Below are 22,976 nucleotides of genomic sequence, written 5' to 3'. Positions count from 1 at the left end.
CACCGTGACCCAACACGAGCAGACCACCGACAAGACCGGTGCAACCACGTCGGTACGCGACAACGGCTCGGCCCGGCGCTACGAGATCACCGTCGAAGGGACGTCCGACGGTGTCGTCGCGGGTTTCGCCGAGTACCGCGACCGCTCCGATGACACCGGCGCGGTCACCGAGCGGGTCTTCTTCCACACCGAGGTCGCCGAGGAGTTCGGTGGCCGGGGACTCGCGACGATCCTGGTTCGAGAGGCACTCGACGACGCCCGGTCGCGCGGGCTGGTCATCGTCGGGGTCTGCCCCCTCGTCGCGGCGTTCCTGAAGAAACATCCGGAGTACGCCGATGCCACGCGACCGGTCACGCGCGACGTCCTGGCGTGGCTCCGGGGTCAACAGAACTGACGGATCGCCCTCAGGCGGGGGCGACCGGACCCGTGGCCGTCCCCGGGGTGTCCACATCTCCCACCGGGGTGGCGTCCACGCTGACGCCGGAGTCCCGGTGGATCTCCACCCTGCGCATTCGCAGGCCGACGTCGACCACGATCGTCGCGAGCACGTCCCGTCCCGCCGGGAGGATGCGGGCGGTGACACTGCCGTGAGCGGCGGAGGTCGACTCGACCGCGGTCAACTCTTCGACGAGCATCCGCCGTGCGAGGCTCCCGGGCGAGGATTCGTCGGCGAGGTCGTCTGACGCGTAGTCGTCGAGGGCGCCGTCGTCGAGCAATCGCACGGAGATGCCGCGTCGGCGTACTGCCCACACCGACTCACCCACCTCCGGCGCGTCCCAGCCGGGTGCGCGGATGGTGTCGCGGAGCTGTGCCTCCGTCAGGCGCGCGTCGCGCGCCTCCTCGGGGCCGAACACATGTCCGCCGGCGATCTGCTCCAGGATCGGACGTGCGCCCGCGTCGAGACGCTCGAGTTGCCTCGTCCGTTCGACAGCCGACGCTGCCGTCGCGGCCTCCTCCGCCGCCTGCGCGAACGCCTGCTCCCGAAGGCTGCGGAGGCGATCGGGAATCGGGATCGCCATGAGCCCGAACAGTGTTGCCAGCACCAGGACGGGATAACAGAACAAGGTGTTGCCGGCCCCGACCGCGTAGCCGATGCCGATCATCTGTCCGCTCACCGCCGCCAGTCCGGTGGCGCAGAACGCCCCTACCCAGGCGAACAGCGGTCGTCTGTACAGCACCACCATGGCCAGGATGATCGTCAACGCGGAGCTCGCCGGCGTCGTCTGAAGGGTCAGGTACGTCTCCAGCGGGAGAGTCCAGAACGACGTCGCGAGCCCGGCGACGGTCAGAAGGGTCGCCACCGCGGCGGTGCCCCGCGGCAACGTCGACCGGCCGTCGCGCATGAGCAACGCCGCGGCCACCACGAACAGGGCGAAACCCGCCGTCAACGCCAACCACGTGACGGCGGAGCGGACCTGCCAACCGGCGCCGACGGTCACGGCAACGTAGATCACCGCGAAGATGACGAGTGCTCGAAGGAGCAGCGGCGAACCGAGCCCGAACAGATTACCGGTCGTCTCGTCGAGATCGATCGCTTCCTCGGGCACCGGGTGCGAGATCACGGCCGCCTCCATTCGACGGTGACGACCGTGCCCTGACCCGGCGCGCTCTCGACCTCCGCGCCGCCGCCCGGCAGACCGGCCATCCGCGCGCGGATGCCGACCGCGATGCCGAATCGCCGCGGATCCACGACGTCGGGGTCGAATCCCACGCCGTCGTCGACCACGGTCACCCTCGCGAAGCCGTCACCGAACTCAGCGGTGACCACACAGTGCGAGTGGGGACCCGCATGACGCACACAGTTCCGGGTCGCCTCGGCCACACAGTCGACCATGTTCTTGGCGACCTGCGCCGGGTAGCTCGCCGCGGGTGACGAGATGACGTGCGCGCACGACGCGAGCCCGCTCGTCGAGGCGACGGTCTCCTCTATCCGCGAGGCGAACCTCCGAGCCGTGACCTCCGACGGCGGTACGGTGCTGCGGTCGAGTTCGTCGATCGCCGACGCCGCCTGCTCCGCGAGCCGCGGGTCCGGCGGCCCCTCCCGAACGGCCAGGAGAGTGGCGATCACGTGGTCGTGGATCAGCGCGGCGAACCGGGAACGCTCCGCCTCCTGCGCCGCGCCGGCAGCGGCCCGCGCTGTCATCGCGAGGACGGCGGGGTGCCGCGCATCGAGGGCGCGCACGTTGCGCACCGCGGCGAGAGCCACGGCCAGGAACACCCCGGCAAGCGCCGCGGACAGCGGCACACTCAGCAATTCGACGGGACGGAGTTCTCCGTAGCGCGCGATCTGATTGGCAGCGTGGACGGCGAAGGTGGCGACGACGAGGTTCGTCACGGCCAGGCCGGTCCGCAACATCACGACGAGCCCGAAGCTCGGCACCGACGGGAACTGCAACAGCCACACCGCCCAGCGGGCCTCCTCGTCCGGTTCGCCGAGCCAGGCCGGGAACCACAGGAGCGTCGCAGCGAGATAACCCAATGCGCAGGCACAGACCAGTCCCAGAAGAGCTCGCGGAACGGTCAGGAAGGTCGAGGCCACCAAGAGAACGGCGGGCACGACCACCAGCAGAAAGCTCACCGGCGTCCACCAGGACGCCGCGAGGTCGGCTCGCATCACCGCGACCGGGATCATGACGGCGGCAAAGGCGAGGAGTCCGCTCCCGACGAACCTGCACCCGATCCGCTTCTGCCGGTCGAGGTCGGACGAATCCTCGCGGATACCGCGCCCCAGGCCTCGGCGAACGCGATCGACGACACGCGCCGCACGCACCGCACCCACGGTGCTGTGGGACCGTGTCGTCGTGCTCATCTGGACAACCGCCGGTCCGCCGAAGCCTCTTGAAGAGCCGCTCCCGCGGTCGTGAACTCGACCAGTTCCACCTGATCGTCGGTGTCGACCCCCACCGACGCCAGGGTGTTCCGACCCGGCGGGTGGATGCGAACGGTCACGCGACCGCTCTCGGCGTCGGCGAGGAGTTCGGCAACCGCGGCACCAAGCCGGTCACGAGTCCGCGCGGCCTCCTCTTCGGCGAAGACGGACAGACCGCCGTCGTCGAGCAGCACCACCTTCACGCCCCGCTGCCGAGCACGCCACGCCGCGTCCCGGACCTCCGGCACGTCGAGATCCGATGCCCGGATCCCGTCGCGGAGCTGTGCTTCGATGAGGCGGGCGACGGCGACCTCCTCGGCACTGAACTCCTGTCGCTCGGCGATGCGGGTGAGGATCGGCCGGGCACGTTCGTCGAGCGCTGCCAGGCGCCGGCTCCGAACCTCGGCCGCCGCGGCCGCCGCAGCATCACGCGCCGCCTGCCTTTCGTTGGCCTCACGCAGCCCGTACAGTTGCCGGGCCATCGGCCGCAGCATGAGCGAGAACAACGAGCCCATGATCATGATCGCGTAGCCGGGCAGGGTCACCGCCAGACCCCACATCGCATCCCCGAGCGCCAGATGCCCCCACTCGGTCGCCACCAGCGAGATCACGATGCTCGCGCTCCACGCTGCCAGTGGGCGGCCGCGAACCGCGACGAAGGCGAGGATGATCACCGACGCACCCATGGACGGGCCGGTCTGCATGGCGTGCGTCAACGGGAACGGCAGCGAGAACAGGGAGGCTGTCACCCCGGCGACCGCCAAGACGGCGATCAGCACCGTGGTCGGCACGGCCAACGGGTCGCCGGGCGCTTCGAGGGTCAGGAATGCGCCGGCCGCGAAGAACAGGAACCCCGCGATGATCCCGACCCACTGCCACAACCCGGCGACGTCAGCGTTGGCGTACAAGGTGACGGCGAGATAACCGCAGCCGAACGCCCCCATCGTCAGCCACAACGGACGGGAGCCGATCCCGAAGGCGTTGACGACGACGCCCCGCTCCTCGCCCCCGTGGCGTTTGCAGTTCCCGCTCACGACCGCTCCCACCCGATCTGGACGGTGGTCCCTCGGCCCGGGCGACTGTGCACCTGCGCGTGGCCGCCGGGCAGTCTTGACATCCGGCCGCGGATGCTGACCGCGATCCCGACCCGGCCGGGGCCCACCGAGTCCGGGTCGAAGCCGGTGCCGTTGTCGACGACCGCCATGCTCAGCACCTCCGGCGCGAGCTGCACGATCACCGCGCACTCGGCATCGGGCCCGGCATGCCGGACGACGTTGCGCAGCGCCTCGGACATCGCCTCGACAACCGCCTGCACGACTTCCACGGGATAGTCGACATGGTCCCACCGAGCCGCCCTCGCACCGTCGGAGTCTGTCGCCGCGCCGATTATCTGGACCTCGAATCGCTCGGAGACGTCGGCTGCCGCCGATCTGATCCGGCGAAGGGTCTCGGCTCGTGACACCGCTTCGGCGTCACCGCCGATCGGCACGCGGACCAGTTCCTCGAGCGCGGAGCGGGCCTGTGCGGCGAGGCGGTGATCCGGTGTGCCCGGTTGCACCGCGAGCAGGGACGCGATCACCCGGTCGTGGACGATGGCGTCGAACCGTGCCTTCTCGACCTCGCGGGCCGCCTCCGCGGCGACATTCGCCGCGTTCCGGTAGGTCTCCTCACGGGTCTCGTCCAGATGCCGTCCGGTGCGGGCGGCCACGAGGACAACCGCGAGGAAGACCGCGGTGAACACGACCGACCACACGATCTCGAACACCAGATCCGAGGTGATCGCCCCGAACCGCCCGAGTTGCTGCGAGACATGCGAGACGACGGACGACACGACGAGACTGATCGCACCGAGCCTGGCATTCACGAGCATCAACACCATGCTCGGCATGCCGCAGAACGCGATCATCCACTGCGCCACGTCCTCCGGGTCGGCAAGCGTGGTCCCGGTCCACGCCGGGAACCACAGCGCGATGGCCAACAGATAGCCACCCCAGGTGGCCAGGGCCAGGGGGCCGAGCCAGGACACGCCCCGGCGGAAGCTGAAGAGAATCAGGAGGATTCCGGGCCCGACGGACAGCAGGATGCTCAGCGGAACCCACCAGGAGGCGGTCACCGTGGCGGCGGAGGCGATCGCCGCGAACGAGACGATCGGGTAGCCGATGAAGCCGAGGCCGAGGAAGCGCGCGCCTATCCGGCGGACATGGTCGAGATCCGGCTCGGCCGAGTCGGATTCGAAGATCCGACGCACCCAAGCCGGATGTTCCGTCGGTTTGTCGGAGAGAGATGCATCGGTCGCGGCCATCAGGTCAACCCTCACATCCACCGGTGACGCGGTCAATCCATCGGGGGAACCAACGGAAACGGCGTACACGCCCCGGCACGACAAACGGCCCGTCCCCCTCGAGAGGGGAACGGGCCGTTCGGGTGTCGATCTCGCTGGGAGTCGGCTTACTTGGCCTTCTCCAGCACCTCGACCAGACGCCAGTGCTTGGTCGCCGACAGCGGGCGGGTCTCCATGATCCGCACGCGGTCACCGACGCCGGCATCGCCGTTCTCGTCGTGTGCCTTGACCTTGCTCGTGGTCCGGATGATCTTCTTGTAGAGCGGGTGGCTCTTACGATCTTCCAGCTCGACCACGATGGTCTTCTGCATCTTGTCGCTGACCACGTAGCCGATCCGCTCCTTGCGGCGGTTACGCTCGGCAGCCTGGTTTTCGGTCACTTTCTGGTCCTCACTCATGCGTCTTCACCTTCCGGTCCCGACGCCAGGCCCAGCTCACGCTCACGCATGACGGTGTAGATACGTGCGATCTCGCGACGCACGGTGCGCAGACGGCGGTTGTTGTCGAGCTGGCCGGTGGCCATCTGGAAGCGAAGGTTGAAGAGCTCTTCCTTCGACTCCTTCAGGCGGTCGACCAGATCGGCGTCGTTGAGCTCGCGCAGCTCGTTCGCAGCAACTCCGAGAGACATCAGAACTGCTCCTCTCGTGTCACGATCCGGGTCTTGATGGGGAGCTTGTGCTGTGCGCGGCGCAGGGCCTCGCGAGCGATCTCCTCATTCGGGTAGGTCATCTCGAACAGCACGCGACCCGGCTTGACCGGGGCGACCCACCACTCGGGCGAACCCTTACCCGAACCCATGCGGGTTTCGGCCGGCTTCTTGGTGAGCGGGCGGTCCGGGAAGATGTTGATCCAGACCTTGCCGCCACGCTTGATGTGCCGGTTGATCGCGATACGAGCGGACTCGATCTGACGGTTGGTGATGTACGCGCCTTCCAGAGCCTGGATGCCGTAATCGCCGAACGTCACCTTGGTGCCGCCCTTGGCCTGCCCCTTGAGGCTGGGGTGATGCTGCTTACGGTGCTTGACCCGACGTGGGATCAACATGGCCTAGCCCTCCTGCTTCTCAGCCGCACCAGCAGTGGCCTCGGCGGGAGCGGCCTCGGCCGCGCGAGCGGCGTCGGTGCTCGTCGCAGTGGTGCCCGAGGCACCGCTACGCCGGGGCCGGCTGGGCCGGCGCGGACGGCGATCCTCGGCTGCCGGAGCGGCCGCAGCCAGCTCGCGACGTCCACCGACGATGTCGCCCTTGTAGATCCACACCTTCACACCGATACGGCCGAAGGTGGTCTTGGCTTCGTAGAGTCCGTAGTCGATGTCGGCGCGCAGCGTGTGCAGCGGCACGCGTCCCTCGCGGTAGAACTCACTGCGGCTCATCTCAGCGCCGCCCAGACGACCCGAGCACTGGACCCGGATGCCCTTCACGTTCGGCTGACGCATCGCCGACTGGATCGCCTTGCGCATCGCGCGGCGGAACGCCACACGGTTGCTCAGCTGCTCGGCGACGCCCTGGGCCACCAGCTGGGCCTCGGACTCTGCGTTCTTGACCTCGAGGATGTTCAGCTGGACCTGCTTACCGGTCAGCTTCTCCAGGTCGCCGCGGATGCGATCGGCCTCGGCGCCACGGCGACCGATGACGATGCCCGGACGCGCGGTGTGGATGTCGACGCGAACCCGGTCACGGGTGCGCTCGATCTCCACCTTCGCGATGCCTGCGCGCTCGAGCCCCGTGGAGAGGAGCTTGCGGATCGCGACATCTTCCTTGACGTAGTCCGCGTACTGCTTGTCGGCGTACCACCGCGACTTCCAGTCGGTGGTGATGCCCAGACGGAAGCCGTGCGGGTTGATTTTCTGGCCCACTACTAGGCTCCCTTCTTCTTCGGCTGACGCGAGCGGCCACGGCCGCCGGCTGCCTTCTCCGGCAGGCTCTCCACGACCACGGTGATGTGGCTGGTGCGCTTGCGGATACGGAATGCGCGGCCCTGGGCACGCGGCTGGAAGCGCTTGAGGGTCGGGCCCTCGTCGGCGAACGCGGTGGCGACGACCAGGGTCCGGCGATCCAGATCCAGGTTGTTCTCTGCGTTGGCGACAGCGCTGGCCAGCACCTTGTACACGGGCTCGGACGCCGACTGCGGGGCGAACCGCAGGATGTCCAGTGCCTCGTCCACGTTCTTGCCGCGGATGAGGTCCAGCACGCGGCGGGCCTTCATCGGCGTGACGCGCACGAACTTCGCGGTGGCCTTGGCGGTCGGATTATCGGTCTGCGTAGTCATCAGCGGCGCTTCGCTTTCCGGTCATCCTTGATGTGACCCTTGAAGGTGCGGGTGGGGGCGAACTCGCCCAGCTTGTGACCGACCATCGAGTCCGAGATGAACACCGGCACGTGCTTGCGTCCGTCATGGACGGCAAAGGTGTGACCGATGAAGTCGGGAATGATGGTCGAACGGCGGGACCAGGTCTTGATGACCTGCTTGGTTCCCTTTTCGTTCTGATCGTCCACCTTCTTCAGGAGGTGGTCGTCGACGAACGGGCCCTTCTTGAGGCTGCGTGGCATTCTCTTACCTCCTCCTGTTATCGCTTGTTCTTGCCGGTGCGACGGCGACGGACGATCAGCTTGTCGCTGGCCTTGTTCTTGCGGGTGCGGCCCTCGGGCTTACCCCACGGCGAGACCGGGTGGCGACCACCGGAGGTCTTGCCCTCACCACCACCATGCGGGTGGTCAACCGGGTTCATGACGACACCGCGGACGGTCGGGCGCTTGCCCTTCCAGCGCATACGGCCGGCCTTGCCCCAGTTGATGTTGCTCTGCTCGGCGTTGCCCACCTCGCCGACGGTTGCGCGGCAGCGCACGTCGACACGACGGATCTCGCCGGAAGGCATACGCAGCGTGGCGTAGGAGCCTTCCTTGCCGAGCAGCTGGATCGACGCGCCGGCGCTACGTGCCATCTTGGCGCCACCGCCCGGGCGCAGCTCCACGGCGTGGACCTGGGTACCGGTCGGGATGTTGCGCAGCGGCAGGTTGTTGCCGGGCTTGATGTCGGCGGCCGGACCGCTCTCGACGATGTCGCCCTGCTTCAGGTTCTTCGGCGCGATGATGTAGCGCTTCTCGCCGTCGACGTAGTGCAGCAGCGCGATGCGCGCGGTGCGGTTGGGGTCGTACTCGATGTGAGCGACCTTGGCGTTGATGCCGTCCTTGTCGTTACGACGGAAGTCGATCAGACGGTAGGCACGCTTGTGGCCGCCACCCTTGTGACGAGTGGTGATGCGGCCGTGAGCGTTACGGCCACCGCGCCCGTGGAGCGGACGCACCAGCGACTTCTCCGGATGGTCACGGGTGACCTCGGCGAAGTCGGAGCCGCTGGCTCCACGACGACCCGGGGTCGTCGGCTTGTACTTACGAATAGCCATGAGTATCTAGTCCTTCTCGCCGAAGTCCCGGTCAGCTGACCGAGCCTCCGAAGATCTCGATGGGCTTGCTGTCTGCGGTCAGCGACACGATGGCGCGCTTGGTGGACTTGCGCTGGCCGTAGCCGGAGCGGGTCCGCTTGCGCTTGCCCTGTCGGTTCGCGGTGTTGACGCTGGCAACCTTCACACCGAAGATCTTCTCGATCGCGATCTTGATCTCGGTCTTGTTGGACTCCGGGTGCACCAGGAAGGTGTACACGTTGTCCTCCATGAGTCCATAGGACTTCTCGGAGATCACGGGCGCCAGGATGATGTCGCGCGGATCGGCAACGGTCGTCATGTCAGGCCTCCTCTGCTGTCTTCTCGACGGCAGCCTTGGCATCCGCCGTGTTCTGCTCGATGAAGGCATTGAGCGTCTCGACGCTGAACACAACCTCGTCCGAATCCAGGACGTCGTAGGTGTTGAGCTGATCGGGAGCGATCGGGAGCACGTTGTTCAGGTTCGCCACGCTCTTCCACGCCGTCAGGTCCTCGCGGCCGAGAACGACCAGGAACTTGCGACGATCGGAGAGGCTCTCCAGGAACTCGCGAGCCGCCTTGGTCGAGGGGGCCTGCCCCGCAACCAGTTCGGTGATCACGTGGATGCGCTCGTTGCGAGCGCGATCGCTCAGCGCACCGCGCAGGGCGGCGGCCTTCATCTTCTTGGGGGTGCGCTGGCTGTAGTCACGCGGCTGCGGGCCGTGGACGGTGCCACCGCCGGTGAACTGCGGTGCACGGGTCGAACCCTGACGCGCACGGCCGGTGCCCTTCTGGCGGTAAGGCTTGGCGCCACCGCCGCGGACCTCGCCGCGGGTCTTGGTCGAGTGCGTGCCCTGGCGAGCCGCGGCCTGCTGGGCCACGACGACCTGGTGCATCAGCGCGATGTTGGCGGGAGCGTCGAACAGCGCGGCCGGCAGGTCAACGGTTCCGTTGGTCTTGCCGTCGGCGGTCTTGACGTCCAGCGTCAACTTGGTCGTGGTCTCGGTGCTCACTACTTCGCACCACCCTTCACTGCGTCGCGGACCACCACGATGCCGCCCTTGCGACCCGGGATCGCTCCCTTGATCAGCAGCAGGCCGGCCTCGGCGTCCACCTTGTGGACGGTGAGGTTCTGCGTGGTCACCTTGTCGTTACCCATACGACCGGCCATCCGCATGCCCTTGAACACGCGACCCGGGGTGGCGCAGCCACCGATCGAGCCGGGTGCGCGGTGCACGCGGTGAGCGCCGTGGCTGGCGCCCAGACCGGCGAAGCCGTGGCGCTTCATGACGCCGGCGAAACCCTTGCCCTTCGAGGTGCCCGTGACGTCGACCAGCGCGCCGTCGGCGAAGATCTCGGCGGTCAGTTCCTGACCGATCTCGAACTCGCTGACGTCGTTGACGCGGATCTCGGCCAGGTGACGGCGCGGGGTGACCCCGGCCTTCTCGTACTGGCCGGCGACCGGCTTGGTCACCTTGCGGGGATCGATGGCACCGTAGGCGAGCTGGACAGCGGTGTAGCCGTCACGGTCCTGCGTACGGAGCTGGGTGATGACGTTCGGGCCGGCCTGGATGACCGTGACCGGAACGACGCGGTTGTTCTCGTCGAAAACCTGGGTCATGCCGAGCTTGGTGCCCAGGATGCCCTTGGATGAACTCTGGTTGCTCATGATTTATCTCGTCCCCGTCCTACTGGATGTTGACGTCGACACTGGCCGGCAGGTCGATGCGCATGAGCGCGTCGACCGTCTTCGGGGTCGGGTCGAGGATGTCGATGAGTCGCTTGTGGGTACGCATCTCGAAATGTTCGCGGCTGTCCTTGTACTTGTGCGGCGAACGGATGACGCAGTACACGTTCTTCTCGGTGGGCAACGGCACCGGGCCAACGACACGTGCACCCGTACGGGTCACGGTCTCCACGATCTTGCGCGCCGAAGCGTCGATCGCCTCGTGGTCGTAGGCCTTGAGCCTGATGCGGATCTTCTGTCCCGCCACGCTGTGTCCTCTTCCGTCAGTTGTTCTCGACAGACAAACACCGCGTGACCAGGGCAGGCTCTCGCCGGCTGAGCACATGACCGCCGTGTGAGATTCGGCAATCGACGCTGTTCATCTGTCGTTGTACGTTGGCTCGTCTCTGGAACGAGCCGGTTTGCTCCGGCACCCGCGGTCGGGCGTGTCGAGTCCGTGAACCTGGTTCGGAGCACGCGTTACACGCCCATTCCCCGTTAACCGGGCCTGGGAGTCATTCACCTGACCACTTCGGCGGTGTCTGCACAGTGTGCGACGTGCGTCTGCCGGTCAAGGCAACCCGACAAGTATGCAACAGAGACGGGTGCCGATTCAAATCCGACCTCGTCACACCCCCGGTCCACCAAACTGACTCATGAGTAAGATACCCGCATGGCTGCTATCGGTTCCACCTACGCCCTGCGCAAGAAGCTCCCCGACAACGCTCTCGGGAACGTCCTGTTCTCGCTGGGCCTGGTCGCCAAGGCCCCGTACTTCGGGACCGTGTTCCCGCTCGTCCAGAAGATGGAGCCCGGTTTCGCCAAGGTCACCGCTCCCAACTGGTTCGGGGTCCACAACCACATCGGCACGTTTCACGCGATCGCCGCCTGCAACCTGGCCGAGGCCGCGATGGGTGTGCTCATGGAGGCCACCACCCCCACCTCGCACCGCTGGATCCCCAAGGCGATGGAGACGCGGTATCTGGCGAAGGCCACCACCCGGCTCATCGCAGAGGCCCACCTGGCCGAGCCGGTCGACCTCGCGTCCATCACCACCGGCACGGACGTCATCGTCTCGGTGAGCATCACCGACACCAAGGGCACCGAGGTCGTGCACTGTGACATCACCACGTGGGTGACCCCGAAGTAGCTACCGGTAGCAGGCCTGCCAGCCGGCAGTGCGCACCGTCTCGGCGGAGCAGTAGGTCGCGCGCGGATAGTAGGGCCCCATCGACGACGCCGGGTCGGTCTTGTTCGCCTGCGACGCCTGCACGCTGGTCGGGTAGAACTCCGACGACGGCAGCATGTTGCGCAGGAACACGACCTTCGGCACGGTCGTGCTGCCCCACGGGATGACGGTCAGGTCCGAGCCGGCGACCTGCGCTGCGGTCAGGTCACCGGGCGCCGCGACCACATAGGTGTAGTAGCCGTCGGCGTCGATCCGGGTCGCGTGGTCCGCCGCACAGGCGACCACCGGGTAGGGCGTCACCTTGTCGTTCTGACACATCGACCAGTACCGGAGTTGCTCGCCGGGAGCGGCCGGCGACTGCCCGGCCCGACTGTCGGGGAAGCTCGGCGCCTTGCCGCGGATCACCGCGACGCGTCCGGGCCGGTAGTTGAGCAGCGAGCCGATGTACTTGTTGTGCCGTTCGGGAACAGGCCCGACGTGCTCGCCGGGTTCACGAAGGTCGCCTCCTTCGCGTTCCCGGGGAGGGAGGCCGACGCGGCGTTGCCGATCGCGTCGTCGAAGACCCCCGTGAGCGCCTGCGCGATCGGCCCGTCGTGGTCGCGCGGATTGAACGGCTGCGCGCACGGCGCGACGGGGATCTTCTGGCCCCCTATCGAGAAGGTCACGTTCGGCAGGGGGACGCCACCGTTCGGGGAGTTCGGGTCGTCGGGGACGTAGATCCGCACGATGAGGAAGCCGACAGGCGCGTTCTGACCACCGGCCGGGAGACCGCGGATCTCGTTGCGCGAGTGGTCGGCGGCGCCGGGCACGACCGTTGCGTGCCACGTGCGCTTCGACGCAGGCGGCATCGCGACCGGCGCGGCGAAGGGGTTGATGCTGCCTGTATCGCGCCGGATCTCGTTGTCGCGCAGGGTGTCGACCGTGTCGAGGTCGGTGCCGTAGGTGTTGAGCGAGAAGTACCGGGCAGCCGGGAAGGTCCCCGACAGGCGGATCGAGTCCCCCGGGCCGAGGGCGTACGGCAGCACCCAGTAGGTCGCGTTGGCGTCGGGGAAGGCGACGTTGAGATCGGTGCTGTTCGACATCAGCTGCCATACGCATCCGGGCCCGGGCGCATAGCCCTGCGGGGCCGCCGACGCGGGGACCGACCCCACGGCCGTCATCGCGAGCACCGCCCCGACGACCACACCGACGACCCCTCCGACACGGTGCTTGACCTGTGTGAACAAAGTTGCTCCCTCCGTCGCCAGATCGTATCCACAGCTCACCCGGCGTGCCGGGCCAATCCCGCGACATCACCTCGGCCTGCCTCCCGGCGGCGATGCTCATAGGGTGAGAGATGGCCCCGCCGTCGACGCCCTCCCGGCCGGAGCGGCGCAAGACCCCGGGTCCGCCCCTCCGAGTGCGGCAGTATCGAAGAGGGACGGTATCGACGGGGAACCGCCCGACAGGCGCCACCGAGCAGGAGGACAGAGATCATGTGCGGAATCTGCGGCGAGATCCGTCTCGACGGCAGCGTGCCCGACGTGTCGACCGTCGACGCGATGACCTGCGAGATGACGCGCCGGGGGCCCGACGGGAGCGGCGTCTTCGCGAAAGGGTCTGTCGCTCTCGGACATCGGCGCCTGAAGATCATCGACCTGTCCGAGAAGGGCAGCCAGCCGATGATCGACCCGGCCCTGGGCCTGGCACTCGTCTTCAACGGCTGCATCTACAACCACCACGAACTGCGGGCCGAGCTGGAGGGGAAGGGTTACTCCTTCTTCTCCCACGCCGACAGCGAGGTGATCCTCAAGGCCTTCCACGCCTGGGGCCCCGACTGCGTGGACCATTTCATCGGCATGTTCGCGTTCGCGATCGTCGACACCGACACCGGCGTGGTGACCCTCGGCCGTGACCGTCTCGGCATCAAGCCCCTCTACCTGGCCGACACCCCGGGCCGGCTGCGCTTCGCGTCGTCGGTGCAGGCGCTGCTCCGTGCAGGTGACGTCGACACGTCGATCGATCGTGTTGCGCTGCATCACTACTTCAGCTTCCACGCGGTGGTCCCGGCGCCGCACACCATCTACAACGGCATCCGCAAGCTACCCCCGGCCACGGTCATGGTCATCCACCCCGACGGCCGGCGCACCGAACGGAAGTACTGGGAGCCGAGGTTCGAGGCGCACCCCGACCGCGCGGACTGGGACGAGCAGCGTTGGCATGCCGAGCTCCTGGACTCGTTGCGCACCTCGGTGAAGCGTCGCATGGTCGCCGACGTCCCGGTCGGCGTCCTACTGTCCGGCGGCGTCGACTCGTCCCTCGTCGTGGCTCTGCTCGCCGAGCAGGGACAGACCGACCTGGCCACCTTCAGCATCGGATTCGACTCGGCCGCGGGCGAATCCGGCGACGAGTACGCCTACTCCGATCTGATCGCCGACACCTTCGCCACCGATCACCACAAGATCCACATCGGCACCGACCGGTTGCTGCCCGCGATCCCCGACACCGTCGCGGCGATGGGCGAGCCGATGGTCAGCCACGACTGCGTGGCCTTCTATCTCCTGTCCCAGGAGGTCAGCAAGTCCATCAAGGTGGTCCAGTCCGGGCAGGGCGCCGATGAGATCCTCGGCGGCTACAGCTGGTACCCGCCGCTACGCGGTGTGCCGCGGCAGGACACGACCCGCGCCTACGCGAACGTCTTCTTCGACCGCGACGACGCCGACATCCGCAGCATCCTCGCCGACGAGTACCTCCTCGAGGCCGGCTACGACCCCAGTTTCGCATTCGCCCAGGCACATCAGTCGGCGCCGGGGGCCGACACCTCGGTCGACGCGGCACTGCGGCTCGACACCACCGTCATGCTCGTCGACGACCCGGTCAAACGCGTCGACACGATGACGATGGCGTGGGGACTCGAGGCCCGGGTGCCCTTTCTCGACCATGAGTTCGTCGAACTCGCCGCGACCTGCCCAGCCGAACTCAAACTCGCGCACGGGGGCAAGGGCGTTCTCAAGGAGGCGAGCCGGTCGCTCCTGCCGTCGGCGGTGATCGACCGGACCAAGGGCTACTTCCCGGTGCCCGGCATCCGCCACCTCACCGGCGGGGTCCTCGACCTCGTCAACGACACCCTCCGGTCGCAGGCCGCCGTCGACCGCGGGCTCTACCGACCCGAGGCGCTCGACAAGTTGTTCGGCGACCCCAACGGCATTCGCACCCGGCTCGACGGCAACGAACTCTGGCAGGTCGCACTCCTCGAGATGTGGCTCCAGACGACGGAAGCGAACGCCCGACGGTGACCGCTCTACGTTTCGACGACCGCGGTTGGAAGACCTACGGTGCCTCCCTCTCACCCGACGGGAGCGCCTTCGCCTACATCGTCGACGACGGCAACGGATATCCCCGTGCGGCACAACGATCCCTGTCACGTGATGGGGTCGGCGACCTGCGCTGGGTCAAACTGCGGTCCACCGGTCCGGTCCGAAAGATCGTGCATTCCACCGACAGCCGGTGGCTGGCCGTCGAGATCGCACCCAGTGGCGGTGAACACCACCAAGTCTGGGTCGTGACCACCGATCCCGACGACGACACCGCGCACCGGATCGCGGCCACCCGCCCGGACGGCCGGTCCTACGGGACCGTCCGTCTCGTCGGCTGGGACACCGACTGGGTACTGCTCACCGCGATCGACCATGACGGCACCACGCACGCGTTGCGCGTCCACCCCGGCACCCAGACCGCCCGGACCCTCGACCTGCGCGTCGGCAGCGAACTGATCGATTCCTGGAAGGGCGCGACCCTCGTCCGCGTCGGCCCGCGCGGCTATCACGACATGCTGCTGATCCGGCGCCGTCCCGACGCGCCCGATGACGAGGTCACGATGACGCCGCTGCTCCCCCAGGACCCCGGCGCCGTCACCGACCAGGGCTATGTGCTCGACCAGGGTTTCGATCACCCGTCGCTGGTCTTTGTCCCCGCGCCGAACGAACCCATCCGCGACCTCGACAGCGTCCAGGCGTTGGTGCGCAGCGACTTCGACGCGAAATTCCCCCGACTCCTCGGCGTCGAGGTGAGCAAGTTCGGCGTCCGGTTCCGGGTGATGGCGCAACGCGTCGACATCGGACTCGACGAGTTCGCCGTCAGCCACGACCAGTCGACCGTCGCCCTGTTGTGGAACGTCAAGGGCCGCAGCGAGCTGCAGATCCTGACGCTCCCCGACCAGACACTGCATCCGCCGATCGAGCTCCCCGGTGAGGTCGCCCACGATCTGTCGATCAGTGCGGCGGGATCGGTGGTGTCGGTGACCGTGTCGAGCCCCCAGCACTCCCCGCTCGTCCACCTGATCGATGTCCCGAACCGAAAGGTGACGCCGGTGCGCGACGACGTCGTCACCGGCGAGGGTCCGTCGAGTCTCCTCCGCCCTGAGCTCGTGGAGTTCTTCGCGCGGGACGGCATGCCGCTGTCGGGTTTCCTGTATCGGGCCGCGAAGAAGAACCGCGACGACCGACCCGGGCCGACGCTGCTCTACTTCCACGGCGGCCCCGAGGGACAGACCCGCCCGGACTACCAGTTCCTCTTCGGCCCGCTCGTCGACGCCGGGATCACCGTCTTCGCCCCCAACGTCCGTGGCTCGTCGGGTTACGGCCGCCTCTTCTCCCACGCCGACGATCGATACGGCCGGTATGCGGGCATCGACGACGCCGCGGACTGCGCGGAACTGCTGTGCCGCCTGGGGATCGCCGATCCGGACTCGGTGTACTGTTCGGGCCGCTCCTACGGCGGGTACCTGACGCTGGCCTGCCTGACCTTCCACCCCGACCTGTTCGCGGCCGGCATCGCGATCTGCGGCATGAGCGACCTCGAGTCGTTCTTCCGTAACACCGAACCATGGATCGCCGTCGCCGCATATACCAAATACGGTCACCCCGAGTCGGATCGCGAGCTGCTCGCCGACCTTTCCCCCATCCACCGCATCGACGACGTGCGCGCCCCGCTCCTCGTGGTGCACGGCGCGCACGACACCAACGTGCCGGTCAGCGAATCGCAACAGATCGTCGCCGAACTGCAGGCCCGCGGCGCGGTCGCCGAGATGCTGATGTTCGACGACGAGGGCCACGAGATCGTCAAGCGCAGCAACCAACATCGGCTGACCGAGGCCGTTGCCGAGTGGATCACGAGGTACCCGACGCGTCCCGGGGTGATGCGGTGAACCGGCGGATGACCGACCGGTTGCTCGCGCAGCTGGCGGACACCCGCACCGGCAACGAGCGTGCCAATGTGCTCGAGGAACTCCGCCGACTGATCCTGTCCGGTGGCGCGCCCCCGGGTACCCAGATCCCGCCCGCCGAGATCGCCGACGCCTTCGGGGTCAGTCCGATACCGGTGCGCGAAGCGCTCAAAACCCTGGTCGGCGAGGGCCTTGTGGTGCACCGGCCCAACGCCGGGTACCGCGTCAACCAACCCTCCGCCGACGAGCTCCGCGAGATCTACTTCGTGCGTGGCACCCTGGAACAGGCCGCGCTGGCGCGGTCGGTCGAGCTCATCGACGAGTCCGCCCTCCAGATCGCCCGGGACCGCCACGCCGAACTCCTCGTCGCGGTGAAGTACAACGACGGCAAGGCATTTCACGATGTGTCCCGCGAGTTCCACCGCGCCCTCACCACCCCGTGCGCGATGCCGCGACTGCTCAACATGTTCGAGGCGACCTGGAACCTCACCGAGCCCTTCCAGATGATGCGTTCGGTGACCGCCGAGACGCAGGCAGCACTCAACGCCGATCACGAGGACATGCTCGAGGCCTTCGCCGACCGCGACACCCCGTCGGTCCTCGAAGTCGCCCGCCGACACCACCAGCGACTCGAGATCGCGATCGTCGAGACCGCCGACCTTCTCGACGTCCGCCACGACTGACGGGTCCCCCCACGACCGGTACCCTCGGGCGCCGGCCGGTGCACCCGGCGGAATATACTTGCGCGTTCATCACCAGGTAACAAACCGTTCCTACTTTTGTCCCATCAGCATTCCCGCACCTGAGAGCGGTTTTCGCGCTGAGAGACAAACCAGGAGAACACATGTCCACACCGACCCCTGCCGAGGCGGCGCAGTCGCATCACGGCGCCGCGGGCGAGAGCGTCATCAAGGCCGGCTACGACGACCGGCTCACCAACACCGATCTCGCTCCACTGAAAGAACAGAAGTGGACCTGGTACAACATCTTCGCGTTCTGGATGTCCGACGTGCACAGCGTCGGCGGTTATGTCTTCGCCGGTAGCCTGTTCGCGCTGGGTATCGCCGCATGGCAGGTTCTCGTCGCCCTCGTGGTCGGCATCGTCGCCGTGAACATTCTCAGCAACCTCGTCGCCAAACCCTCGCAGATCGCCGGCGTCCCGTACCCGGTGACGACACGAGTGTCCTTCGGGGTGAAGGGTGCCAACATCCCGGCGATCATCCGCGGCGCCATCGCAGTCGTCTGGTACGGCATCCAGACCTACCTGGCCTCGGTCGCGTTCGGCCTCCTGGCCCTGAAGTTCTGGCCCGGACTGGAACCGTGGGGTGATGTCGACCAGCACGGGTTCATGGGACTGTCGGCGCTCGGCTGGGCCGGCTTCCTCCTGATGTGGGTCCTGCAGGCGTTCGTGTTCTGGAACGGCATGGACACCATCCGCAAGTTCATCGACTTCTGCGGTCCCGCTGTCTATGTCGTCATGATCGCGCTCGCGGGTTACCTGATCGCCAAGGCCGGCTGGGGCAACGTGAGCCTCGACCTGTCGGTCGGCGACGGTCTCACCGGATGGTCGTCGGTCACGATGATGATCAGCGCGTTCGCACTGGTGGTCTCCTACTTCTCCGGCCCGATGCTCAACTTCGGCGACTTCTCCCGCTACGGAAAGACATTCGGCGAGGTGAAGAAGGGCAACTTCTGGGGTCTGCCGGTCAACTTCCTGTTCTTCTCGCTGCTCGTCGTGTGCACCGTCTCGGCGGCGGTCACGGTGATCGGCACGGACGCGGACGGCAACATCATCACCGACCCGGTCCACATCGTCGACAAGATCGACAACACCACCGCCGCGGTGCTCGGCGTGCTGACCTTCGCCATTGCCACCATCGGCATCAACATCGTCGCCAACTTCGTGTCCCCCGCCTTCGACTTCTCGAATGTGGCCCCCACCAAGATCAGTTGGCGCACCGGCGGCATGATCGCAGCGATCGGTTCGGTGCTGATCACCCCGTGGAATCTCTTCAACAATCCGACCGCGATCCACTACACGATGGACACGCTCGGCGCCGTGATCGGTCCGCTGTTCGGCATCCTGATCGCCGATTTCTACCTGGTCAAGAAGCAGAAGATCGTCGTCGACGACCTGTTCACCGTGAAGCCGGAGGGCACCTACTGGTACCGCAACGGCTGGAATCCGGTCGCGGTGGGCTCGACTGTCTTCGCCTCCATCCTGCCGGTCTGTGTCGTCATCTTCGGCACCGCCTACCAGGCCAGCTTCACCTGGTTCATCGGCGCCGGTCTCGGCATGGCGGTCTACTGGCTGGGCATGAAGTTCGTTCCCACACAACTGATCTACGGTTCCGCACCCATCGCAGACACGACCACCGACATCGCGGTCGACGCGGCGGGGGAACCCGATCCGACGCCTGAACCGGTGATCGCCGGGGCCGCCGCCGAGGAGGCACCGAGCAGCTGATGCGTCCGAGCGTCGTCGATCCGACGCCCTCTCGGAGCTGACAGCGGTGTTTCGATCGGGCCGCGCGATCTCCTCGCGCGGCCCGATCCGTGTCTACGGGGTCCGACCGAGCCCGCGTGCCGCGATCGCCTCGAGAACGTCCATCGACGCCTTGTAGGGTTCGGTGTCGCGCGGCCAGGGGACGATGACGTCGGTGAAGCCGAGTTCGTCTGCGCGCCCGACCATGTCGTCGAAGAGGTCGACGCTCTCGAGTGGGTTACGCGGTGCAGCCTCGAGACTGAGGTATCGGTCGATCCGACGACCCGGTTGCCGACCCAGTTCCTCGTCGAGGACCGCGACGGCCCGTGCAACGGACGCGAACCACTCGTCGAGGTTTTCCGTCCCCTGGCCGGTGGTCACCCAGGCGTCGCCGTGACGCGCGGCGAACCGCACCGAGCGTGGACCGTTGCCGGCGAGCAGGAACGGCACCCGATCTCGTACCGGTCCACGCCCCAGACGCATGTCCCGCGCGCGGAAGTACGGGCCGTCCGCGTCGACGTGATCCTCGCTCAGGGTCCGGCCGAGCAGACCGACGAATTCCTGGAATCGGTCGACGCGCTGACCGACGGTCAGTTCCGGCTGCCCGAGCACGGCGTCGTCCGGTGTGCCGCCGACACCCAGACCCAGCAGGAAGCGGCCGTCGGAGATGTCCGCGAGGGTCTCGACCTCACGCGAAAACGCCGCCGGGTGACGGAAATTGGGTGAGACCACGAAGGCACCGAGCCCGATGGTGTTCGTGACGACAGCGGCCGCCGACAGCAGCGGCATGCAAGCCGACCAGAGCGAGTCCGGCAGGCCGCCCCAGACGAGGTGGTCGTAGGTCCAGGCGTGGTCGAACCCCATCTCCTCGGCCAGGATCCACCGGGGTCGGGACTGCTCCCAGGTCAGGTCGGGGAGGATGCAGATGCCGTGGCGCACGGCTCACACTGTACTTCGGTTCAGCGGGCGACCGGCGAGACCGCGCCGGGGATCTCGAGGACCATCCTGCGCGCGTGGTCACGTAGACACTGGTGGCCGAGAACCCGGCACCGTTTGCGCCGACGGAGATCCCGGCCGGCGTCGTCAGGTTCACCCATGCGACGCGGATCAGCGGTGCCGGGTGCCCGGCAGCACGATCGCCGACGCCACGAAAAAGCAGAGTGCGCCCACGAATGTCCCGGCGTTGGCGGCGATGGCATCGGCTGTCACACCGTCCTTGTTGACGAAGGCACCGACGGCCGACACCCCGAACGCGACACATCCCACCCAATTCATCAGGACCGACCACCAGCCCCGGTCCTCGAAGTCGAGACCGTGACCCGTCGACCGGGAGTACGCGGCGAAGGCGACCGCGCCGCTGATCAGGAAGGCAACCGAGCCACCGGCGTCGGGAGACCACACGAGGTGGCGCTCACCGGCAACCGTGTGGGCGAACAGGGCGCTCGTCGTCGAGATGTTGAACAGCAGGGTCCCGACGGTTTGGGTTGCGGCGCTGAGCCATTCGGCACGGAGTGCCGATCCCGGCATCGATGCCGCCAGCTCGACGGGGGATGCGCTGCGCACCAACTGGATCAGGCCGGCCCCCGTGAAGAACCACGCGCCGACGAAGTAACACAGATTGACGACATCGGCACCGGCGAGATCGCCGAATCCGGGTGCCGAGCCGAGAGCGAACAGGGCCGACCCGACCATGAATCCCCAGCACTGCTTCGGCAGCGTGGGCGCGAGCGGTGCGGTGGGCCAGGCACGACGCCGCGTCGGTGTTCGGGGTGCCGACCGCTCAGGCGGTGACATCGAGACTCACGACGACCTTGCTCGGTTCGATCCAGACGCCCAGTTCACCCGGTACCCCGTTGCGCGCGCCGAACTCCTCAGCCCGGTCGGCACCCATGTATCGCGCGCCGCACATCGTGGCGATCCGGCGCACCTCGTCGGGGTCCTCGGTCACCACCGCGCGGCCCTGCACCTGGACGAACCCGTACGGCGGTTCCGGCAGGTCGACCGACATCGTCACGCGCGGATCACGCTGTAGTGCGCGTCCTTTCGCGGTTGTCTCACCGGTGTTGAACGCCAGTCGGTCGCCGTCAACGACGAACCAGACCGGGACCACCAGGGGCCTGCCATCGGCGGCGGTGTATCCGAGGTGGCCGGTCTTGGTACCGGAGGCCAGGAATTCCCGGACCGCGGGATCCGACAGCGACGTTCCAGACATGTGTTCAGCCTAGGTGTTCCCGACCCGGACGTTCTCGATTCCAGTAGCCGGCGACGACTTTGGGTAGTAGATGTTTCCGCGTGGCCGATTCCTTCCCGCTTATCGGACAGCACCCGCGGGAAGGAAACAGACACCGCGGGAAGGAAACGGTCCCGCGGGTAGACGAACAGTTCCTCGCTCACCCCTTGTCCGACAATCGGTTGCCGATGTGGACGGCCACCATCATGATCGTGGCGTGCGGCCCGCTGCGGCCTCCTGTCGGCAGGATCGACCCGTCGACGATCCGCAAGCCCTCTGTTCCATGGACCGCACCGAGTGCGTCGGTGCGCACACCCATCGGCATGGTGCCCCAAGCGTGCTGCGAGAACCCCGGCACCGCGGCCACCGAGACGCTGTCCGGCACGACGATGCCGGCGAACTCGGACGAGTGCAGCATCTCCACCACCTCGTCGGCGCCCGCCCGCATCGCCGCGGTCGCCTCCGCCGACGGTTCTCCGAACTCGAGACGGACACGTTCGTCGCCGGCGACCAACCGCACCGGTGACCGGTGCATCGCGGTCACCTCGACCATCGACCCGCTGCGCGGGAGACCGTCGATGTAGGTTGCGAAATCATCGCGATAGCAACGGATCTCGAGACCGTCATCGGTGTGCAACACCGTCGGCAGCACCATGCCGGGCTCGGCCGGTTCCTTTCGGCGGTAGGAAACGGCCAGTCCGCGGTGTTCACCGGCGGCGAGGAATGCGGCCCCGCCGAGCGACTCGAGGTCCGAGGCGAGCAGGAGCTGCGCGGTGCCCAGTGTGCCGCCGGCGAGGACCACCTCGCCGGCTCTGACGGTGAATCGTTCGGTGTGTACCCCGGTGACACGGCGCCGGCCGGCGACCTCGAGCCGCCGGACCTCACAGTCTGGGACGACGCGGAGATTGGGCCGGTCGAGGGCCTGATCGAGGTAGGCCTCGGCGGCGGTCCGGCGCAACATCCCGGACCGGTTGCCGAGCACCCGGTTCACGCCGACCACCGGCCAGCGGTCACGAAGCGACCGAACCGCCGTCCGCGCCGACCAGTACCGTTCGAAAGCCCTTCCGGCGTCGCCGAGTTCGTCGTCGGACACCGGTGAGACACTCATCGTGCCCCCACCCCCACCCCCGTCGAGCTCGGAGTAGGCGGCGTCGATCGCGTCGAGGCCCCAGCTGTCCGGCCAGTCCGCGAAGTCCTCCGGATGCCAGCGCAGGAAGTATCCGCCGTTGACCGCGGAGGAGCCCCCGATCGCACACCCCCGCGCGGCGGTGAGGCCGTCGAGATCGGTGGTGTGCCGGACCGCGTAGGGCGCGTGGTCGCCGATGGGGAGGCGCCGGAGGTCTCGCTCCTCCGGGCCCGGCCAGCGCCCGGGTCCGCGCTCGAGCAGCACGACGTCCCGCCCGGGTTCCCGCGACAGCTTCTCCGCGAGGACACAACCGGCGCTCCCCGCACCGACTATGACGACGTCGGCACTCATCACAGCTGCGCTCATGACACCACGCTCATGACATGAGGG

The 22,976-nt window shown here is 67.5% G+C and carries 26 protein-coding genes and 1 pseudogene; 6 read left to right on the top strand and 21 right to left on the bottom strand.

The window, feature by feature from the left end; all coding sequences use genetic code 11:
• Positions 1-4: 4 nt before the first annotated feature.
• A complete protein-coding gene (locus tag M1L58_RS03415; protein WP_248657828.1) occupies positions 5-394 on the top strand; it encodes a GNAT family N-acetyltransferase in 390 nt (129 codons plus the stop codon).
• 10 nt (positions 395-404) lie between these two features.
• Here the strand turns inward: M1L58_RS03415 and M1L58_RS03410 are convergent, their stop codons facing one another.
• From M1L58_RS03410 to rpsJ, 15 genes are all read right to left on the bottom strand, one after another.
• Complete coding sequence (locus M1L58_RS03410; protein WP_248657827.1) at positions 405-1,562, bottom strand: hypothetical protein; 1,158 nt, start codon at positions 1,560-1,562, stop codon at positions 405-407.
• On the bottom strand, positions 1,559-2,809 hold the full coding sequence (locus M1L58_RS03405; RefSeq protein ID WP_248657826.1) for a sensor histidine kinase: 1,251 nt from the start codon (positions 2,807-2,809) through the stop codon (positions 1,559-1,561). Before M1L58_RS03405 ends, M1L58_RS03410 begins: the two co-directional genes overlap by 4 nt.
• Positions 2,806-3,903 carry a hypothetical protein gene (locus M1L58_RS03400; RefSeq protein ID WP_248657825.1) on the bottom strand — a complete coding sequence of 366 codons (1,098 nt, stop codon included), beginning with the start codon at positions 3,901-3,903 and terminating at the stop codon, positions 2,806-2,808. The genes M1L58_RS03405 and M1L58_RS03400 overlap by 4 nt, the downstream gene beginning before the upstream one ends.
• A complete protein-coding gene (locus M1L58_RS03395) occupies positions 3,900-5,171 on the bottom strand; it encodes a sensor histidine kinase (RefSeq protein WP_248657824.1) in 1,272 nt (423 codons plus the stop codon). The genes M1L58_RS03400 and M1L58_RS03395 overlap by 4 nt, the downstream gene beginning before the upstream one ends.
• 146 nt (positions 5,172-5,317) lie before the next feature.
• The gene (gene rpsQ / locus M1L58_RS03390; RefSeq protein ID WP_005194649.1) at positions 5,318-5,608 is read right to left on the bottom strand and encodes a 30S ribosomal protein S17; all 291 of its coding nucleotides are present in this window, start codon (positions 5,606-5,608) and stop codon (positions 5,318-5,320) included.
• The gene (gene rpmC, locus M1L58_RS03385; RefSeq protein ID WP_005194647.1) at positions 5,605-5,838 is read right to left on the bottom strand and encodes a 50S ribosomal protein L29; all 234 of its coding nucleotides are present in this window, start codon (positions 5,836-5,838) and stop codon (positions 5,605-5,607) included. The genes rpsQ and rpmC overlap by 4 nt, the downstream gene beginning before the upstream one ends.
• Positions 5,838-6,254, bottom strand: coding sequence for a 50S ribosomal protein L16 (gene rplP / locus M1L58_RS03380; protein WP_004020548.1), 417 nt, complete (start codon positions 6,252-6,254; stop codon positions 5,838-5,840). The genes rpmC and rplP overlap by 1 nt, the downstream gene beginning before the upstream one ends.
• A gap of 3 nt (positions 6,255-6,257) precedes the next feature.
• Positions 6,258-7,064 (bottom strand): 30S ribosomal protein S3, encoded by an 807-nt coding sequence (gene rpsC, locus M1L58_RS03375; RefSeq protein ID WP_004020549.1) that lies wholly within the window; start codon positions 7,062-7,064, stop codon positions 6,258-6,260.
• 2 nt (positions 7,065-7,066) lie between these two features.
• Complete coding sequence (gene rplV, locus M1L58_RS03370) at positions 7,067-7,477, bottom strand: 50S ribosomal protein L22 (protein ID WP_005194644.1); 411 nt, start codon at positions 7,475-7,477, stop codon at positions 7,067-7,069.
• The gene (rpsS, locus tag M1L58_RS03365) at positions 7,477-7,758 is read right to left on the bottom strand and encodes a 30S ribosomal protein S19 (RefSeq protein ID WP_006866074.1); all 282 of its coding nucleotides are present in this window, start codon (positions 7,756-7,758) and stop codon (positions 7,477-7,479) included. The genes rplV and rpsS overlap by 1 nt, the downstream gene beginning before the upstream one ends.
• A gap of 17 nt (positions 7,759-7,775) precedes the next feature.
• Complete coding sequence (gene rplB / locus M1L58_RS03360) at positions 7,776-8,612, bottom strand: 50S ribosomal protein L2 (protein WP_127962541.1); 837 nt, start codon at positions 8,610-8,612, stop codon at positions 7,776-7,778.
• 31 nt (positions 8,613-8,643) lie between these two features.
• On the bottom strand, positions 8,644-8,949 hold the full coding sequence (gene rplW / locus M1L58_RS03355; RefSeq protein WP_005194638.1) for a 50S ribosomal protein L23: 306 nt from the start codon (positions 8,947-8,949) through the stop codon (positions 8,644-8,646).
• A 1-nt stretch (position 8,950) separates the two neighbouring features.
• Positions 8,951-9,640: a 50S ribosomal protein L4 gene (gene rplD / locus M1L58_RS03350; protein ID WP_006866075.1), complete on the bottom strand. Its 690-nt coding sequence runs from the start codon at positions 9,638-9,640 to the stop codon at positions 8,951-8,953.
• Positions 9,640-10,296, bottom strand: coding sequence for a 50S ribosomal protein L3 (gene rplC, locus M1L58_RS03345; RefSeq protein WP_005194633.1), 657 nt, complete (start codon positions 10,294-10,296; stop codon positions 9,640-9,642). Before rplC ends, rplD begins: the two co-directional genes overlap by 1 nt.
• A gap of 19 nt (positions 10,297-10,315) precedes the next feature.
• Entirely contained in the window at positions 10,316-10,621 is a 306-nt protein-coding gene (gene rpsJ, locus M1L58_RS03340; protein WP_003938093.1) for a 30S ribosomal protein S10, read from the bottom strand.
• 405 nt (positions 10,622-11,026) lie between these two features.
• Here rpsJ and M1L58_RS03335 point away from each other — a divergent pair, with 405 nt between their 5' ends.
• Positions 11,027-11,503, top strand: a complete 477-nt coding sequence (locus M1L58_RS03335; protein WP_127962540.1) for a hotdog fold domain-containing protein — start codon at positions 11,027-11,029, stop codon at positions 11,501-11,503.
• Here M1L58_RS03335 and M1L58_RS03330 read toward each other — a convergent pair.
• A pseudogene (locus M1L58_RS03330) lies at positions 11,504-12,702 on the bottom strand (hypothetical protein).
• A gap of 315 nt (positions 12,703-13,017) precedes the next feature.
• Between M1L58_RS03330 and M1L58_RS03325 the strand changes: the two are divergent.
• The 4 genes from M1L58_RS03325 to M1L58_RS03310 all read left to right on the top strand — a co-directional run bounded on the left by M1L58_RS03325 (position 13,018) and on the right by M1L58_RS03310 (position 19,212).
• The gene (locus M1L58_RS03325) at positions 13,018-14,817 is read left to right on the top strand and encodes an N-acetylglutaminylglutamine amidotransferase (RefSeq protein WP_248657823.1); all 1,800 of its coding nucleotides are present in this window, start codon (positions 13,018-13,020) and stop codon (positions 14,815-14,817) included.
• Positions 14,814-16,727: an alpha/beta hydrolase family protein gene (locus M1L58_RS03320; RefSeq protein ID WP_248657822.1), complete on the top strand. Its 1,914-nt coding sequence runs from the start codon at positions 14,814-14,816 to the stop codon at positions 16,725-16,727. The genes M1L58_RS03325 and M1L58_RS03320 overlap by 4 nt, the downstream gene beginning before the upstream one ends.
• 8 nt (positions 16,728-16,735) lie before the next feature.
• Positions 16,736-17,428, top strand: coding sequence for a GntR family transcriptional regulator (locus tag M1L58_RS03315; RefSeq protein WP_248657821.1), 693 nt, complete (start codon positions 16,736-16,738; stop codon positions 17,426-17,428).
• 161 nt (positions 17,429-17,589) lie between these two features.
• On the top strand, positions 17,590-19,212 hold the full coding sequence (locus M1L58_RS03310) for an NCS1 family nucleobase:cation symporter-1 (RefSeq protein WP_248657820.1): 1,623 nt from the start codon (positions 17,590-17,592) through the stop codon (positions 19,210-19,212).
• A gap of 93 nt (positions 19,213-19,305) precedes the next feature.
• On the opposite strand, the gene M1L58_RS03305 is transcribed toward M1L58_RS03310, so the two are convergent.
• The 5 genes from M1L58_RS03305 to mftG all read right to left on the bottom strand — a co-directional run bounded on the left by M1L58_RS03305 (position 19,306) and on the right by mftG (position 22,952).
• Positions 19,306-20,169: an LLM class flavin-dependent oxidoreductase gene (locus tag M1L58_RS03305; protein ID WP_248657819.1), complete on the bottom strand. Its 864-nt coding sequence runs from the start codon at positions 20,167-20,169 to the stop codon at positions 19,306-19,308.
• Between the two features lie 20 nt (positions 20,170-20,189).
• Positions 20,190-20,327 carry a hypothetical protein gene (locus M1L58_RS03300; RefSeq protein ID WP_248657818.1) on the bottom strand — a complete coding sequence of 46 codons (138 nt, stop codon included), beginning with the start codon at positions 20,325-20,327 and terminating at the stop codon, positions 20,190-20,192.
• Between the two features lie 10 nt (positions 20,328-20,337).
• On the bottom strand, positions 20,338-20,922 hold the full coding sequence (locus tag M1L58_RS03295; protein WP_248657863.1) for a hypothetical protein: 585 nt from the start codon (positions 20,920-20,922) through the stop codon (positions 20,338-20,340).
• Between the two features lie 88 nt (positions 20,923-21,010).
• Positions 21,011-21,442 carry a PPOX class F420-dependent oxidoreductase gene (locus M1L58_RS03290; RefSeq protein WP_248657817.1) on the bottom strand — a complete coding sequence of 144 codons (432 nt, stop codon included), beginning with the start codon at positions 21,440-21,442 and terminating at the stop codon, positions 21,011-21,013.
• A gap of 178 nt (positions 21,443-21,620) precedes the next feature.
• Positions 21,621-22,952, bottom strand: coding sequence for a mycofactocin system GMC family oxidoreductase MftG (mftG, locus tag M1L58_RS03285; protein WP_248657816.1), 1,332 nt, complete (start codon positions 22,950-22,952; stop codon positions 21,621-21,623).
• Between the last annotated feature and the right edge of the window lie 24 nt (positions 22,953-22,976).

Origin of the sequence: Gordonia sp. C13 (assembly GCF_023218005.1) — a bacterium.
In the GTDB taxonomy this organism is placed as follows: Bacteria; Actinomycetota; Actinomycetes; order Mycobacteriales; family Mycobacteriaceae; genus Gordonia; species Gordonia namibiensis.
The sequence above is the reverse complement of the archived record's forward strand: the minus strand, read 5'-3'. Positions and strand labels throughout refer to the sequence as shown.